This window comes from Mesocricetibacter intestinalis, from assembly GCF_004363295.1.
Lineage (GTDB): Bacteria > Pseudomonadota > Gammaproteobacteria > Enterobacterales > Pasteurellaceae > Mesocricetibacter > Mesocricetibacter intestinalis.
This window is the reverse complement of the sequence record NZ_SNYQ01000006.1, coordinates 104,837-121,862: the sequence shown is the minus strand read 5'-3', so window position 1 is coordinate 121,862 and position 17,026 is coordinate 104,837. Positions and strand designations below refer to the sequence as shown.

General features: G+C 46.6%; 7 protein-coding genes and 2 tRNA genes. 5 read left to right on the top strand and 4 right to left on the bottom strand.

Going from position 1 to position 17,026, the window contains the following annotated elements; translation table 11 throughout:
* Positions 1 to 33 precede the first annotated feature (33 nt).
* Positions 34 to 10,428: a beta strand repeat-containing protein gene (locus EDC45_RS10345; protein ID WP_208107260.1), complete on the top strand. Its 10,395-nt coding sequence runs from the start codon at positions 34 to 36 to the stop codon at positions 10,426 to 10,428.
* 55 nt (positions 10,429 to 10,483) lie between these two features.
* Positions 10,484 to 11,305 (top strand): OmpA family protein, encoded by an 822-nt coding sequence (locus tag EDC45_RS08065; RefSeq protein WP_133545246.1) that lies wholly within the window; start codon positions 10,484 to 10,486, stop codon positions 11,303 to 11,305.
* A 283-nt stretch (positions 11,306 to 11,588) separates the two neighbouring features.
* Here EDC45_RS08065 and EDC45_RS08060 read toward each other — a convergent pair.
* The 3 genes from EDC45_RS08060 to dnaQ form a co-directional block, all read right to left on the bottom strand.
* A tRNA-Asp gene (locus EDC45_RS08060) sits at positions 11,589 to 11,665 on the bottom strand.
* 19 nt (positions 11,666 to 11,684) lie between these two features.
* Positions 11,685 to 11,761 (bottom strand) — tRNA-Asp (locus EDC45_RS08055).
* Between the two features lie 108 nt (positions 11,762 to 11,869).
* Positions 11,870 to 12,643 carry a DNA polymerase III subunit epsilon gene (dnaQ, locus tag EDC45_RS08050; RefSeq protein WP_133545244.1) on the bottom strand — a complete coding sequence of 258 codons (774 nt, stop codon included), beginning with the start codon at positions 12,641 to 12,643 and terminating at the stop codon, positions 11,870 to 11,872.
* 72 nt (positions 12,644 to 12,715) lie between these two features.
* Here dnaQ and rnhA point away from each other — a divergent pair, with 72 nt between their 5' ends.
* Entirely contained in the window at positions 12,716 to 13,180 is a 465-nt protein-coding gene (rnhA, locus tag EDC45_RS08045) for a ribonuclease HI (protein WP_133545242.1), read from the top strand.
* 136 nt (positions 13,181 to 13,316) lie between these two features.
* Here the strand turns inward: rnhA and ettA are convergent, their stop codons facing one another.
* Positions 13,317 to 14,987, bottom strand: coding sequence for an energy-dependent translational throttle protein EttA (gene ettA, locus EDC45_RS08040; RefSeq protein WP_133545240.1), 1,671 nt, complete (start codon positions 14,985 to 14,987; stop codon positions 13,317 to 13,319).
* Positions 14,988 to 15,317: 330 nt separating this feature from the next.
* Here ettA and zevA point away from each other — a divergent pair, with 330 nt between their 5' ends.
* Both zevA and zevB read left to right on the top strand, forming a co-directional pair.
* Positions 15,318 to 15,953 carry a zinc transporter binding subunit ZevA gene (gene zevA / locus EDC45_RS08035; RefSeq protein WP_133545238.1) on the top strand — a complete coding sequence of 212 codons (636 nt, stop codon included), beginning with the start codon at positions 15,318 to 15,320 and terminating at the stop codon, positions 15,951 to 15,953.
* Positions 15,944 to 16,969: a zinc transporter permease subunit ZevB gene (zevB, locus tag EDC45_RS08030; RefSeq protein ID WP_133545236.1), complete on the top strand. Its 1,026-nt coding sequence runs from the start codon at positions 15,944 to 15,946 to the stop codon at positions 16,967 to 16,969. Before zevA ends, zevB begins: the two co-directional genes overlap by 10 nt.
* Positions 16,970 to 17,026: the final 57 nt, after the last annotated feature.

Genomic DNA, 17,026 nt, shown 5'->3' with positions numbered 1-17,026 from the left:
AAAGACCAAAGCTTTAACGACGCATTAAATAATGTGAGCGGCGCTCAGTTAAATAATGCCGTGAATGTGGGTGATTTAAAGAATGCCACCAAAGACATTACGGATAATACATTAGGTAAAGTCGGCTTTAACTTAACCACGACTGCAAACGGCGGTGAATCCCAGGTTGATGCGAATCTGAGCAGTGAAGATAAACGTATTGCGAATAACGATACCTTTAGCTTAAATGCCGGTAAAAATATCACGGTAAAACAGGTGAAAGACGGTTATGAAATCGCAACCGGCAATAATCTGGTTATCGGTGAAAAAGGCGAACCGGGTCAAAACGGTCAGAATGGTAAAGACGGTGTAGATGGCTCTATCGGCGTAAACGGTAAAGACGGCTCCAGCGTGGTGATCAACGGTAAAGACGGCTCCATCGGCTTAACCGGCCCGGCGGGTAAAGACGGTAAAGATGGTGCCAATGCCAATATCAGTGTAGCCGAAGGTAAAACCACGGTGAACCCGAAAGACGGCGACAATAACATCACCCGTATTGTTTATAACACCACCAATCCGGACGGTACGACCACAACCCGTGAAGTGGCGACTATGGATGACGGTCTGAAGTTTAAAGGTGATGATAATCAGGAAATCGCTAAACAGCTGGGTGAAACCTTAGCGATTACAGGCGGACTAACTGATGCGAATAAACTGGCCGATAATAATATCGGAGTAGTGAAAGGCGAGGATGGTCTGGTGGTAAAACTGGCCAAAGATTTGGCGAACCTCACTTCCGTTACTACAATCGGCGATAACGGCACAACTAAAGTGAGTGGCGACGGTATCGTTATCGATCCTAACGCGGAAGGTAAAGGCAATGTTAGCCTGACCGGTAACGGTTTGGATAACGGTGGTAATACCATTACCAACGTATCCAGCGGTCTGGTTGATGCAGAGGGTAATCCAACGGATTTAGCCAATGCAACCGGCACCAATGCGGTGAATGTAGGTGACTTGAATGCTACGGTTAATAATCTGACTAACTCAACTACCGGTGGCTTCGGTTTAACCGATGACAACGGCGATGCGGTGAAAGCGGATCTGGGTAAAACCGTAAGCGTGATTGGCGACGGTAGTGTGACTACTAATGTTGTAACGAATGAAGACGGAACAAAAGCGCTACAGGTAGCTTTATCCAATAATGTTACTGTGGGTGAGAAAGGTGCAGACGGTAAACCGGGAGCAGACGGCTCTATCGGCGTAAACGGTAAAGACGGCTCCAGCGTAGTGATCAACGGTAAAGACGGTTCAATCGGTCTGAACGGTAAAGATGGTAAAGACGGTTTAACTATTAAAGGTGAACAAGGCCCGGCCGGTGTTAACGGTAAAAACGGTGAAAATGTTACCCGCATCGTATACCAGCCAACCGATGAGAACGGCCAACCGAAAGGTGAGCCGGAAACTGTGGCAACCTTAAATGACGGTCTGAAGTTCCAAGGAGATAGCGGGGATGCGATCGCCAAGAAACTGAACGAAACCTTAACTATTAAAGGTGGACTAACTGATGCGAATAAACTGGCCGATAATAATATCGGTGTTGTAAATGATAACGGTAGTCTGGTAGTAAAACTGGCCAAAGATCTAGCGAACCTCACTTCCGTCACTACAACCGGCGATAACGGCACAACTAAAGTGGATGGGGATGGTATTACTATTAGCCCAACAGCACCGGGTGAAGGTAAAGGTGATGTTAAATTAACCGGTAACGGCCTGGATAACGGCGGTAATACCATTACCAATGTCAGCAGCAATTTAGCCGGTACGGATAATAACACCACTGCGGCTCCGACCACTTTAGCGGACGGTAACACATTAGATAATGCTACCCTAAGCAACGGCGCTACTTTAGGCGATGTATTAAATGCGGGCTGGAACCTACAGGGTAATGGCGACGCGAAAGACTTCGTAAAACATGGCGATACCGTTAACTTTACGGATGGTGTCGGTACTAAAGTTAATATCACCACCAACGGTAGTATCAGCAATATTAAGTTTGATACCACCAGCAGCTATGTGGATGCGGACGGTAAATTAACACCGAATGCAACTAACAGCGTGAAGTTTGTTGGTGCCAATGAAAGTGCTCCGGTGTCTGTAACCAATGTGGATAGCGGTGTATTACCGAACGGTACAACACTTGCGGATGGACAGAGTTTCTCAGATGCGTTAGAAACTGCGGTAAACAACGGTAATGGTACGAATGTCGTGAATGTGAATGACTTACATCAAGCGACAAAAGACATCACAGACAATACATTAGACAAAGTCGGCTTTAACTTAACCACCGTTGCAAATGGCGGTGAGTCACAGGTTGAAGAAAACCTGACCGATGAAGAGAAACGTATTGCAAATAACGATACCTTTACCTTAAATGCCGGTAAAAATATCACGGTAAAACAGGTGAAAGACGGTTATGAAATCGCAACCGGCAATAACCTGGTTATCGGTGAAAAAGGCGAACCGGGTCAAAACGGTCAGAATGGTAAAGACGGTGTAGACGGCTCTATCGGTGTAAACGGTAAAGACGGCTCCAGCGTAGTGATCAACGGTAAAGACGGTTCAATCGGTCTGAACGGTAAAGATGGTAAAGACGGTTTAACTATTAAAGGTGAACAAGGCCCGGCCGGTGTTAACGGTAAAAACGGTGAAAATGTTACCCGCATCGTATACCAGCCAACCGGTGAGAATGGCCAACCGAAAGGTGATCCGGAAACTGTAGCAACCTTAAATGACGGTCTGAAGTTCCAAGGAGATAGCGGGGATGCGATCGCCAAGAAACTGAATGAAACCTTAACTATTAAAGGTGGACTAACTGATGCAAATAAACTGGCCGATAATAATATCGGTGTTGTAAATGACAACGGTAGTCTGGTAGTAAAACTGGCCAAAGATTTGGCGAACCTAACTTCCGTCACTACAACCGGCGATAACGGCACAACTAAAGTGGATGGGGATGGTATTACTATTAGCCCGACAGCACCGGGTGAAGGTAAAGGTGATGTTAAGTTAACCGGTAACGGCCTGGATAATGGCGGTAATACCATTACCAATGTCAGCAGCAATTTAGCCGGTACGGATAATAACACCACTGCGGCTCCGACCACTTTAGCGGACGGTAATACATTAGATAATGCCACCCTAAGCAACGGCGCCAGTTTAGGCGATGTGTTAAATGCGGGCTGGAACCTACAGGGTAATGGCGACGCGAAAGACTTTGTAAAACATGGCGATACCGTTAACTTTACGGATGGTGTCGGTACTAAAGTCAATATCACCACCAACGGTAGTGTCAGCAATATTAAGTTTGATACCACCAGCAGCTATGTGGATGCGGACGGTAAATTAACACCGAATGCAACTAACAGCGTGAAGTTTGTTGGTACCAATGAAAGTGCTCCGGTGTCTGTAACCAATGTGGATAGCGGTGTATTACCGAACGGTACAACACTTGCGGATGGCCAAAGCTTTAACGACGTATTAAATAATGTGAGCGGCGCTCAGCTGAATAACGCAGTGAATGTGGGTGATTTACAGAACGCTACCAAAGACATTACAGATAATACCTTAGGTAAAGTCGGCTTTAACTTAACTACCGTTGCAAACGGCGGTGAGTCACAGGTTGAAGAAAACCTGACCGATGAAGATAAACGTATTGCAAATAACGATACCTTTAGCCTAAATGCCGGTAAAAATATCACGGTAAAACAGGTGAAAGACGGTTACGAAATCGCAACCGGCAATAATCTGGTTATCGGTGAAAAAGGCGAAGCGGGTCAAGACGGTCAGAACGGTAAAGACGGTGTAGACGGCTCTATCGGCGTAAACGGTAAAGACGGCTCCAGCGTGGTGATCAACGGTAAAGACGGCTCCATCGGCTTAACCGGCCCGGCGGGTAAAGACGGCGTTAACGGCAAAGACGGTTTAATCTCCGCCAATATTAAATTAGGCGAAGGTCAAACCACGGTTGAGCCGAAAGACGGCGGTAAAGAAATCACCCGTGTGGTTTATGAAACCACCCGTCCGGTATTAGATGCAGAAGGTAATCCGCAGAAGGATGAAAACGGCAATATCATTATGGAAAACGTTACTCGCGAAGTGGCGACCATGGATGACGGCTTGAAGTTCCAAGGGGATAAAGGTGAAGTTATCGCTAAGAAACTGGGTGAAACCCTAGCGATCAAAGGTAACCTGGATAGCAATGCGACGGTAACGGATAAAAACCTCCGTGTGGATAACGAAGACGGCGCCTTAGTGGTGAAGATGGCGAAAGACTTGCAAGAGTTAACCTCCATCAGCCTAAGCGGCGATAATGCCAGCACGGTATTGAACGGCGAGGGTATCGTTATCGATCCTAAAGCAGATGGTAAAGGTAATGTCAGCCTGACTGATAAAGGTCTGAATAACGGCGGTAACACCATTACCAATGTAGCGAACGGTACCAACGGTACGGATGCGGTGAACCTAGACCAGTTAAACGCCACCGGTGCGGCGTCGAAGACCTATGTTGAAGAAGGTCAGAACGTCAACGTAACCAGCAAAACCAATAAGGACGGTTCGACCACCTATACGGTATCTACCAGCAACAATATTGTGGTGGGTGAAAAAGGCGAAGCGGGTCAAGACGGTCAGAACGGTAAAGACGGTATAGACGGCTCTATCGGCGTAAACGGTAAAGACGGCTCCAGCGTGGTGATCAACGGTAAAGACGGCTCCATCGGCTTAACCGGCCCGGCGGGTAAAGACGGCGTTAACGGCAAAGACGGTTTAATCTCCGCCAATATTAAATTAGGCGAAGGTCAAACCACGGTTGAGCCGAAAGACGGCGGTAAAGAAATCACCCGTGTGGTTTATGAAACTACCCGTCCGGTATTAGATGCAGAAGGTAATCCGCAGAAGGATGAAAACGGCAATATCATTATGGAAAACGTTACTCGCGAAGTGGCGACCATGGATGACGGCTTGAAGTTCCAAGGGGATAAAGGTGAAGTTATCGCTAAGAAACTGGGTGAAACCCTAGCGATCAAAGGTAACCTGGATAGCAATGCGACAGTAACGGATAAAAACCTCCGTGTGGATAACGATAACGGCACCTTAGTGGTGAAGATGGCGAAAGACTTGCAAGAGTTAACCTCCATCAGCCTAAGCGGCGATAATGTCAGCACGGTATTGAACGGCGGCGGTATCACCATTAGCCCGACTAACCCGGCGGAAGGTAAAGGCAATGTTAGCCTGACTGATAAAGGTCTGAATAACGGCGGTAACACCATTACCAATGTAGCGAACGGTACCAACGGTACGGATGCGGTGAACCTGGATCAGTTAAACGCCACTGGTGCGGCGTCGAAGACCTATGTTGAAGAAGGTCAGAACGTCAACGTAACCAGCAAAACCAATAAGGACGGTTCGACCACCTATACGGTATCTACCAGCAACAATATTGTGGTGGGTGAAAAAGGCGAAGCGGGTCAAGACGGTCAGAACGGTAAAGACGGTATAGACGGCTCTATCGGCGTAAACGGTAAAGATGGCTCCAGCGTGGTGATCAACGGTAAAGACGGCTCCATCGGCTTAACCGGCCCGGCGGGTAAAGACGGCGTTAACGGCAAAGACGGTTTAATCTCCGCCAACATTAAATTAGGCGAAGGTCAAACCACGGTTGAGCCAAAAGACGGCGGTAAAGAAATCACCCGTGTGGTTTATGAAACTACCCGTCCGGTATTAGATGCAGAAGGTAATCCGCAGAAGGATGAAAACGGCAATATCATTATGGAAAACGTTACTCGTGAAGTGGCGACCATGGATGACGGCTTGAAGTTCCAAGGGGATAAAGGTGAAGTTATCGCTAAGAAACTGGGTGAAACCCTGGCGATCAAAGGTAACCTGGCTAGCAATGCGACGGTAACGGATAAAAACCTGCGCGTGGATAACGATAACGGCACCTTAGTGGTGAAGATGGCGAAAGACTTGCAAGAGTTAACCTCCATCAGCCTAAGCGGCGATAATGTCAGCACGGTATTGAACGGCGGCGGTATTACCATTAGCCCGACTAACCCGGCGGAAGGTAAAGGCAATGTCAGCCTGACTGATAAAGGTCTGAATAACGGCGGTAACACCATTACCAATGTAGCAAACGGTACCAACGGTACGGATGCGGTGAACCTAGACCAGTTAAACGCCACTGGTGCGGCGTCGAAGACCTATGTTGAAGAAGGTCAGAACGTCAACGTAACCAGCAAAACCAATAAGGACGGTTCGACCACCTATACGGTATCTACCAGCAACAATATTGTGGTGGGTGAAAAAGGCGAAGCGGGTCAAGACGGTCAGAACGGTAAAGACGGTATAGACGGCTCTATCGGCGTAAACGGTAAAGATGGCTCCAGCGTGGTGATCAACGGTAAAGACGGCTCCATCGGTCTGAACGGTAAAGACGGCAAAGACGGCTTAACCATTAAAGGCGCACAAGGTCCTGCCGGCGTTGACGGTAAGGACGGTGAAACCACCACCCGTATCGTTTATCAGCCGAAAGATGCTGAAGGCAACCCGACCGGTAAACCGGAAACCGTCGCAACCTTAAATGACGGTCTGAAGTTCCAAGGTGATAAAGGCGGCGTGATTGCTAAGAAGCTGAATGAAACCTTAACCATCAAAGGTAACCTGGATAGCAATGCGACGGTAACGGATAAAAACCTCCGTGTGGATAATGATAGCGACAGCTTAGTGATTAAGATGGCGAAAGACCTAGCGGATTTAAGCTCGGTAACCACATCAAATCCGAACGGCACAACTAAAGTAAGTGGTGACGGTATCAGCATTACTCCGACCAACCCGGCGGAAGGTAAAGGCAATGTTAGTCTGACCGGTAACGGTTTGGATAACGGCGGTAATACCATTACCAACGTATCTAGCGGCCTGGTTGATGCAAATGGCAAGCCAACGGATTTAAGCAATGCTACAAGCAGCAATGCGGTGAATGTGGGCGACCTGAAAAATACGGTTACTGACCTGACCACCGACGGCTTCGGTTTAACCGATGACAAGGGTACTGCGGTGAAAGCGGATCTGGGTAAAACCGTCAGCGTCATCGGCGACGGCAGCGTTAAGACGCAAGTGGTGGATGGTGAAAACGGCACCAAAGCGTTGCAGGTGGCGCTCTCCAATAATGTAACCGTGGGTGAGAAAGGTAAAGACGGCCAGGATGGTGTTGACGGTACTATCGGTGTAAACGGTAAAGACGGCAGTGCGGTAGTGATCAACGGTAAAGACGGCTCCATCGGTCTGAACGGTAAAGACGGCAAAGACGGCTTAACCATTAAAGGTGCACAAGGTCCTGCCGGCGTTGACGGTAAGGACGGCGAAACCACCACCCGTATCGTTTATCAGCCGAAAGATGCTGAAGGCAACCCGACCGGTGAACCGGAAACCGTTGCGACCTTAAATGACGGTCTGAAGTTCCAAGGTGATAAAGGCGGCGTGATTGCTAAGAAGCTGAATGAAACCTTAACCATCAAAGGTAACCTGGATAGCAATGCGACGGTAACGGATAAAAACCTCCGTGTGGATAATGATAACGACAGCTTAGTGATTAAGATGGCGAAAGACCTGGCGGATTTAAGCTCGGTAACCACATCAAATCCGAACGGTACAACTAAAGTAAGTGGTGACGGTATCAGCATTACTCCGACCAACCCGGCGGAAGGTAAAGGCAATGTTAGTCTGACCGGTAACGGTTTGGATAACGGCGGTAATACCATTACCAACGTCTCTAGCGGCCTGGTTGATGCAGATGGCAACCCAACGGATTTAAGCAATGCTACAAGCAGCAATGCGGTGAATGTGGGCGACCTGAAAAATACGGTTACTGACCTGACCACCGACGGCTTCGGTTTAACCGATGACAAGGGTACTGCGGTGAAAGCGGATCTGGGTAAAACCGTCAGCGTGATTGGCGACGGCAGTGTTACGACGAAAGTGGTGGATGGTGAAAACGGCACCAAAGCGTTGCAGGTAGCGCTCTCCAATAATGTAACCGTGGGTGAGAAAGGTAAAGACGGCAAGGATGGCGTAGACGGTACTATCGGCGTAAACGGTCAAGACGGTAGCGCAGTAGTGATCAACGGTAAAGACGGCTCCATCGGTCTGAACGGTAAAGACGGTAAAGACGGCTTAACCATTAAAGGCGGAGAAGGCCCTGCCGGTGTTAACGGTAAGGACGGTGAAACCACCACCCGTATCGTTTATCAGCCGAAAGATGCTGAAGGCAACCCGACCGGTAAACCGGAAACCGTTGCGACCTTAAATGACGGTCTGAAGTTCCAAGGTGATAAAGGCGGCGTGATTGCTAAGAAGCTGAATGAAACCTTAACCATCAAAGGTGGTGCGGATGATGATGCCGAGGTAGCGGATAAGAACCTGCGCGTAGATAATATTGACGGAGTTCTTACTGTTAGAATGGCGAAAGCTCTGACCGACCTAAGCTCTATCGGTCTGACAGGTAGCGGTTCCAATACGGTAATCAACGGCGGCGGTATTACTATTACGCCAATTGCTCAGGATAAAAAACCTGTTAGTCTGACCGATAGCGGTCTGAATAACGGCGGTAATACCATTACCAATGTGGCGGCGGGTACTAACGGTACGGATGCGGTGAACTTGGATCAGTTAGAGGCCTCAAGTGCTGCAGCTAAAACTGAGGTGCAAGCAGGTAAAAACGTAACTATTAATAGTACGCAAGGTGCTAAGAACCAAACCATTTATACTGTAAATGCTGATAAATCAGTTGTTAGCGCCGGATCTGACAGTGTAGTTGTGAAAGCAGAAACAGATGCCGCTAATTACACCACAACTTATCAAGTTGATTTATCTAACGAAATTAAACAACAAATTGCCAAAGAAGAAACTGTAGTCGGTGGAAAAAATATCACTGTAACAGAGGGTAAAAATGATACCGGAGGCAAGGAGTTTACTGTAAATTTAGATAAGGATATTGATTTAGGTGAAGACGGTAGCCTGCAGATCGGTGATACTAAGGTTGATAACGATGGCGTAACCGTTGGTAATACAACGCTGAACGGTAACGGCTTAACCATCAAAGATGGCCCGAGTGTTACTCAATCCGGTATTGATGCCGGTAACAAACAGATTACCAATGTAACAGCAGCAGTTAATGGCACTGATGCGGTGAATTTATCGCAGCTGAATTCAACAGTTGCTAGTGCCGGCTTTAACCTGACAACAAATGGTGATACATCTGAAATTGATGCAATGTCCGCTGAAGATAAATCTAAAGCGACCCGTGTAAATACTGATGAAACCTTTGCTCTTAATCAGAATGCGACGCATAACAATATTATTGTTAAGCAAATTGATAATGGTTATGAACTTGCCGCTAACAATAACTTTGTTGTCGGTGAAAAAGGTTCGGATTCGGCCGCCGGTAATAAGGGCGGTGCTGACGGTTCCATTACCGTAAATGGTAAAGAAGGCGCTACTATCGTGATTAACGGTGCGGACGGTTCTATCGTGGTGAGCGGTAAAGACGGTGCCAATATCGTAATTAACGGTGCAGACGGTTCTATCTCGGTGAAAGGTAAAGACGGGGCTGATGCGACCATTACCGTATCCAATGGTAAGGGAACCTTAGATGCTCCGGCACAGGGTGGTGATGGTATTACACGTATTACCTACAACACCAATAATGCGGACGGTTCTACTACAACCCGTCAGGTAGCTACCATGGATGATGGTTTGAGCTTTAAAGGCGATAGCGGCGAAAGCATAAACCGCAAGCTGGGTTCAACCTTGAATATTGTCGGCGGTCAAACCGACAGTAGCAAACTGTCTGATAATAATATCGGTGTTGTATCATCCGGTGATAAGCTCACGGTGAAATTATCTAAAGCCTTAACCGGTCTGACTTCGGTTCAAACCTCAGATGCGGAAGGTAATACAGTGGTACAAAACGGTTCCGGTATTACTATTACACCGGCAGGCAACCCGGCGCGTACGGTTAGTTTAACCACCAAAGGCTTAAATAACGGCGGTAATCGTATTACCAACGTAGCTCCGGGGGTTGAACCTACAGATGCGGTAAATGTCAGCCAATTAAATGGTATTACACAAGGCTTTAACAACCGTATTGCTCAAGCGGAAGCTAGAGCCGATGCAGGTACGGCAACCGCAATGGCAACGGCAGGTATCCCTCAGGCTTATATTCCTGGTAAGAGCTTAGTCGGTGTGGGCGGTAGTACTTATCGCGGTCAACAGGCTTATGCAGTGGGTATCTCTTCCATCTCCGACGGCGGTAACTGGATTATTAAAGGTTCTGTATCCAGTAACAGTCGCGGTAGTGTAGGTGCAACCGTTGGTGCCGGTTATATGTGGTAATTCTTTTTGCCAATGTCGAGAGGCATTGGCAAAGTTTTCAGAGCAAGGAAAAACAATGTTTAACAGTAAACTAAAACAATTAGCCGTACTTATCGGTGCTATGGCTGCTTTATCCGCCTGTACAACGGCCGGAACCAATGTGAAATCGGACGGTACTACGGATAAAGTGGTGTGGCCGAAGGCTTACGATACGACTTTTGATAAGGATCGGGGGACATTCCCGAATGTACAAAGTTTAAAAGAAATTCGTGCCGGGATGACAAAGGATCAGCTTTATGCCTTAATCGGTCGTCCGCAGTACGGAGAAGGCTTCCGTGTGCGTGAGTGGGATTATTTATTTCATTTTAATACGCCCGGTGTAGGTAAGGATGATATAACAACTTGCCAATACAAAGTGTTATTTGATAAAGACAGCTATGCTCGTAGTTTTTACTGGAAAGCGGTAGAGCCTGTTGATGCCGCCTGTGGTGGTGCAGAAAAGGCAATGAAACGCTATACGCTTTCGGCGGATGCTTTATTTAGCTTTAATAAAGGCGATATTGGCGATATGAACGCAAAAGGACGAGCGGAATTGGATAGACTTGCTTCGGAATTAAGTAAGTTTGATCAATTGAATAGCGTTAGAATTACCGGACATACGGATTTACTCGGTAGTGAAAGTTATAACCGTAAATTGTCTCAGCGTCGTGCGGAAACCGTACGTTTATACCTAGCACAGCGCGGTATTCCGGCTAATGTGATGATCGCTTATGGAGCAGGAAAATCACAGCCGGTAAAACAATGCAGCAATAAAGGTAATAAGGCCGCATATATTCAGTGCTTACAGCCAAACCGCCGCGTTGAAGTTGAAGTGGACGGCTCAGGTATCGCCAAATAATCTTATTAATAGTTAAACAAAACCCTCCTTACTCAGGAGGGTTTTTTAATGAGGTTACGCCGAATATTAGGGAGAATAAGCGCGATTTCCTTCGGTTGATTGTACAAAATCAGCATTCTGCAAGAGATAGGAGGAGACTATATTTTTATTTATTATGCTTAACAATTAGGGGGATATAAGGTAACTGCTAAAAGATTTATTTACTCTTGGTAATTAAAAACTTTAATTAAAGTAAATAAAGCTAATAATATATTACTTGATAAAGCGGAAAAGAGATAAAAATTGGCGGAACGGACGGGACTCGAACCCGCGACCCCCTGCGTGACAGGCAGGTATTCTAACCAGCTGAACTACCGCTCCGTAAATCTGAGGATAAAAATGGCGGAATGGACGGGACTCGAACCCGCGACCCCCTGCGTGACAGGCAGGTATTCTAACCAGCTGAACTACCACTCCGCATTGGTGTGGCAGATGATAATCGCGAAAGGGTATTCCGTCAACTTTTTTTTCATTGCTTGAGTTTACTTGCTTAAATCCTAAACGAAAAGCGAATTCTTTAGTCTATTAATGTAGTTGGCTTTCTTCATCTTTTAATAAACGTTTTTCCCACAGGCAATTATCTTTACTTTTTTTGCTGATTAATTTGATATATTCCAGGTGGGCCAATTGTTCTTCCTGTGTGGGTTCGATAAGCTTCAAATTTGCACCGGAATAATCCGTGCTGCTTTGAGCTACGATTTGAATTTCTTCTATGGCGGGTTTCGCTTCCTCTTCGTCAAATAAGCTTGTTTGGCCGCCGGTCATGGCCAGATAGACATCACCTAAAATCTCCGCATCCAGCAAGGCGCCGTGCAACACACGTTTACTATTATCAATGGACAGGCGATCACATAATGCGTCCAAGCTGTTACGCTTGCCCGGATACATCTGGCGCGCCATTTGTAAGGTATCGGTAACCGTACAGATATCGGCGGTTTTTATATTGATATTATGTTTGCGGAATTCATAATCCATAAATCCTACGTCAAAGGGCGCATTATGAATCAGCAGCTCGGCACCCTGAATAAAATCAATAAATTCTTGGGCGACGGCGGTAAAATCCGGTTTATCCGCCAGCATTTCATCGGTAATACCGTGAACCTTAATGGCTTCGGGATCAATAGGGCGATCGGGTTTGATATAAAGATGCAATTTTCTGCCGGTATAGCGGCGGTTAATCATTTCTACGGCACCGATTTCAATAATACAATGCCCTTCGTAATGTGCGCCAAACTGGTTCATCCCCGTGGTTTCCGTATCCAGTACAATCTGTCGGTTATTATCTATTTCGGTTTTCATATATTCGACTGTTTATTTGGTTGATTTTGCACTATTATAGCAAAGTTATTAGTTTGAATTTCTTTATTTTTTATGCGCAAACGGATTGAAATTTTTACCGATGGCTCCTGTTTAGGTAATCCGGGAGCAGGTGGTATCGGCGTGCTATTACGCTATAGACAACATGAGAAACGGCTTTCTCGCGGTTACTTTCGCACCACCAATAACCGTATGGAGCTTAGAGCAGTAATTGAAGCGTTGGCTATGCTGAAGGAACCCTGTGAGGTAACATTATATAGCGATAGTCAGTATATGAAAAACGGGATTACCGGTTGGATTTTTAACTGGAAAAAAAATCAATGGAAAACCTCTAATGGTAAGCCGGTAAAAAATCAGGATTTATGGATAAGGTTGGATCAGGCGATTCAGCAACACCAAATGAACTGGCAATGGGTTAAAGGGCATGCGGGACATGCGGAAAATGAAATTTGCGACCAGTTGGCAAAACAAGGGGCGCTTAATCCGAGCGAAGAAGATGAAGGATATATTCCAGAATAGAAGATCAACCGCACAAAGCAGAGAAAGCGAAAATGTCGTAAAAAGAGCGGTGCTTTTTTATTGATTTTTTATTTATGTGTGGATATAAAGGTATAAATCAGGGGACGAAGTTTTTCGCCCCCTGATTTTTTCCGTATTATTTACTGATACGTTTGTATTTAATGCGATGGGGTTGAGCGGCATCCGCACCGAAGGTCTTTTTCTTCCATTCTTCATAGTCGGAGAAGTTGCCTTCATAGAAGGTTACCTTACCTTCATCACCGTAATCCAGAATATGGGTGGCGATACGATCCAAGAACCAGCGGTCATGGGAAATTACCAATGCGGAACCGGGGAATTCCAGAATGGCATTTTCCAGTGCGCGTAAGGTTTCTACGTCCAGATCATTGGTAGGTTCGTCCAGTAATAGCACATTACCGCCGGTTTGCAGCAGTTTGGCCAGATGTAAGCGTCCTCGTTCGCCGCCGGAAAGCTCACCTACCCGTTTTTGCTGATCAACGCCTTTGAAATTGAAACGTCCCACATAAGCGCGACTTGGAATTTCAAAATTACCTATGGTCAGAATATCCTGACCGCCGGAAATTTCCTCCCATACGGTTTTCTTGTCATCCATGCTGTCGCGGAACTGATCCACCGATGCCAATACAACGGTTTCACCCAATGTAATGGAACCGGAATCCGCCTGTTCTTTGCCGGATAACATACGGAACAGCGTTGATTTACCTGCACCGTTGGCACCGATAATACCTACGATGGCACCTTTAGGTATGCTGAAAGATAAATCTTCGATCAGGGTGCGATCAGCGTAAGATTTCGTCAGATTCTGTACTTCGATAACTTTATCGCCGAGACGCGGACCGGGTGGAATAAATAACTCGTTAGTTTCATTCCGTTTCTGATAGTCGCTGCTATTGAGTTCTTCAAAACGTGCCATACGAGCTTTGCTTTTTGCCTGACGGCCTTTCGGATTCTGGCGAACCCATTCCAGTTCTTTTTCAATGGATTTCTGACGAGCGGATTCTGCTGCGGCTTCCTGAGCAAGGCGTTTTTCCTTCTGTTCCAGCCAAGAGGAGTAATTGCCCTCCCAAGGAATGCCTTCGCCGCGATCCAACTCCAGAATCCAACCGGCTACATTATCCAAGAAGTAACGGTCATGGGTAATCGCCACCACGGTTCCTTCATAGTCGTGCAGGAAGCGTTCCAACCAAGCCACGGATTCCGCATCCAGATGGTTAGTCGGTTCGTCCAGCAGTAGCATATCCGGTTTTTCCAGTAATAAACGGCAAAGCGCTACACGGCGGCGCTCCCCCCCGGATAAATGCTCTATTTTGGCATCCCAATCCGGCAGACGCAAAGCATCGGCGGCACGCTCCAGTTGATTTTCCAGGTTATGCCCGTCATGAGCCTGTATTACGGCTTCCAATTGTGCCTGCTCGGCCGCCAGTTTATCAAAGTCCGCATCGGGATCCGCATACAGGGCATAGACCTCATTTAAACGATCCAGAGCGCTTTTTACTTCGCTAACACCTTCTTCCACCGCTTGGCGTACGCTTTGCTGCGGATCCAATTTAGGTTCCTGCGGCAGATAACCGATTTTAATACCAGGTTGAGGGCGTGCTTCGCCTTCAAACTCTTTATCCACTCCGGCCATAATGCGCAGCAGGGTGGATTTTCCCGCACCGTTTAATCCCAGTACGCCGATTTTTGCACCGGGAAAAAAGCTTAAAGAAATATCTTTGAGAATATGACGCTTAGGCGGTACCACCTTACCTACGCGTTGCATTGTATAAACAAATTGTGTTGACATACGGAATCCTATAGTTACTGTCCGGAAAAAGACTCATTTTACTTGAAATCTCTTTGATATGTAAGGGCGGGTACGGCAGGGGCGCTTGCCCCTAAAAAAAACCACCCGAAGCGGGTGGTAGGAAAGTAGTTTAGCTATTTATTTTATGATTATTTTATTTAGGAACTTTATGAATATCAAGCTATCACTTGATGGGGATTATCCTAGCGGAAAAGACGGATAAAGGAAACCGAGATATGGATTTTCCTTGATATAGGTCAAGGTTATTCTTTGATTTTTCCCTTTGTGATAAGATGGCGCGGTTATTCGTCGGTTTAACAGGAGGTTACTGTGCGGAAATCGCTGTTTGTGATTATTTTTTCGATCTGCTTTATTTTTGCCGAATCGGTAGCGGCCCATCCTCATGCTTTTATTGATATGAAAAGCCGGGTATTGGTTGAAAATAACCATCTCACCGGTTTTTCCATGCAATGGTTGTTGGACGAACCCAGCTCATCTCAAGTTCTGTATGATTTAATGCTCGCATCGGATGAGAAGGCGAAACAAAAGCTGAGCGATGAAATCATGCAAAATATTATTGCCGAGCATTATTTCAGTTATTTGTTTAACCGTCGCGGAGAAAAAATTAAATACAGTGCCAAACCGCTTCATTACGGAATGCGGGCGGAGGGTACGCAGGTGTTGTATTATTTTGATTTTATGTTGTCGGAACCCGTGGCGCTGAAAAGTAATAGTTTTATCCTTTCTACCTATGATCCCACCTATTACGTAGCTATGCTCTATGATAAGGGCGAAAAAAGTGCGGATTTTTCCGCCTTGCCGCAAAACTGTCGTGGTGAGCTGCAGCAACCGATCGTAAGCAGCGAATTAAAGGCATATGCTCTGTCCTTGGATAAAAGCCAGAAAGATGAGGACGATACCCTAGGGAAACAATTTGCACAGCAGGTGGTTATTCTATGCGACTAAAGGGAAGGGAACGGAAAAGCATTGTAACATTTTGCGGGTTGCTGATTTTATTATTAGCGGTATCGGTTCTGCTATTTTATTTTTCTCCTTGGCTGATCCAAAATATTTTGCTCTGGCAGCGAGAGTTCAATCAGAGTATTGCCGCCGCATTACCCCAGATTCGGCAAAATTCTCTGTATGCGGGCGGAACGCTCATGCTGATCAGTTTTCTATACGGCCTGCTCCATGCCCTTGGCCCCGGGCATGGAAAATTTGTAATAGCCGCTTATCTTACCGCTCAGCCGTCGCAATTGAAGTCGGGGGTAGGGTTAAGCTTCCTATCCGCCTTGTTGCAGGGCGTAACGGCTGTTCTGCTGACTTCGGTTATTGTTGTCGCACTGAATTTATCTTCGGCCTATTTTCATGGGACTCAGCTCTGGTTGGAACGCATCGCCTTTTTATTTCTGCTGTGGCTTGGCTGGTATTGGTGCCGACAGAGTATAAATTCATTATGGCGGAAGCCTATTGTCGCCATGAATATCCGTTCCATCAGAAAAGCGGATAGCGCAAAGTTTGTGCCGCTTCCTAGGCAAAGTGCGGTTAAAATTTCGACTGTTTCTCAGGGGGCTTCATGCAGCTGCGGAGGGGAGCATATTTATCAGCATATGCAGCGCGCCCGTCAAGATCGCCGCTCACAATGGCTGACGATATTAACCATTGCAATGCGGCCTTGTAGCGGCGCTGTTTTCGTGTTGTTTTTTTCTTATATGCTCGGTTTGTATGGTTGGGGAATTGCCGCCGCACTCTGTATGGCGCTAGGAACCGGGATTACCTTGTCCCTGTTCGCACTGCTTGTCCGCTTTGCGCGTAACAGCGCTCTGCGTGTCAGTAGATGGTATTTTTCTCCCGCTATTGCAACACAGACGGGCGGCATAATCAGATTTGTACTGGGAATATCATTGATGGTAATCGCGCTGGGATTGCTTTATACGACGACGCTACAGACAACGGGGGGGAGAATTTTATTCGGTGGCTAAGGGCCTGTAGGTATCAGAAGAAAAAAATAAAAGCCCGAATTTTCTCGGGCTCAAAAA

Bases quoted from the DNA above. Each gene is read 5' to 3' on its own strand.
- EDC45_RS08065 (WP_133545246.1), top strand. From the start codon at position 10,484: ATGTTTAACAGTAAACTAAAACAATTAGCCGTACTTATCGGTGCTATG.
- dnaQ (WP_133545244.1), bottom strand. From the start codon at position 12,643: ATGAAAACCGAAATAGATAATAACCGACAGATTGTACTGGATACGGAA.
- rnhA (WP_133545242.1), top strand. From the start codon at position 12,716: ATGCGCAAACGGATTGAAATTTTTACCGATGGCTCCTGTTTAGGTAAT.
- ettA (WP_133545240.1), bottom strand. From the start codon at position 14,987: ATGTCAACACAATTTGTTTATACAATGCAACGCGTAGGTAAGGTGGTA.
- zevB (WP_133545236.1), top strand. From the start codon at position 15,944: ATGCGACTAAAGGGAAGGGAACGGAAAAGCATTGTAACATTTTGCGGG.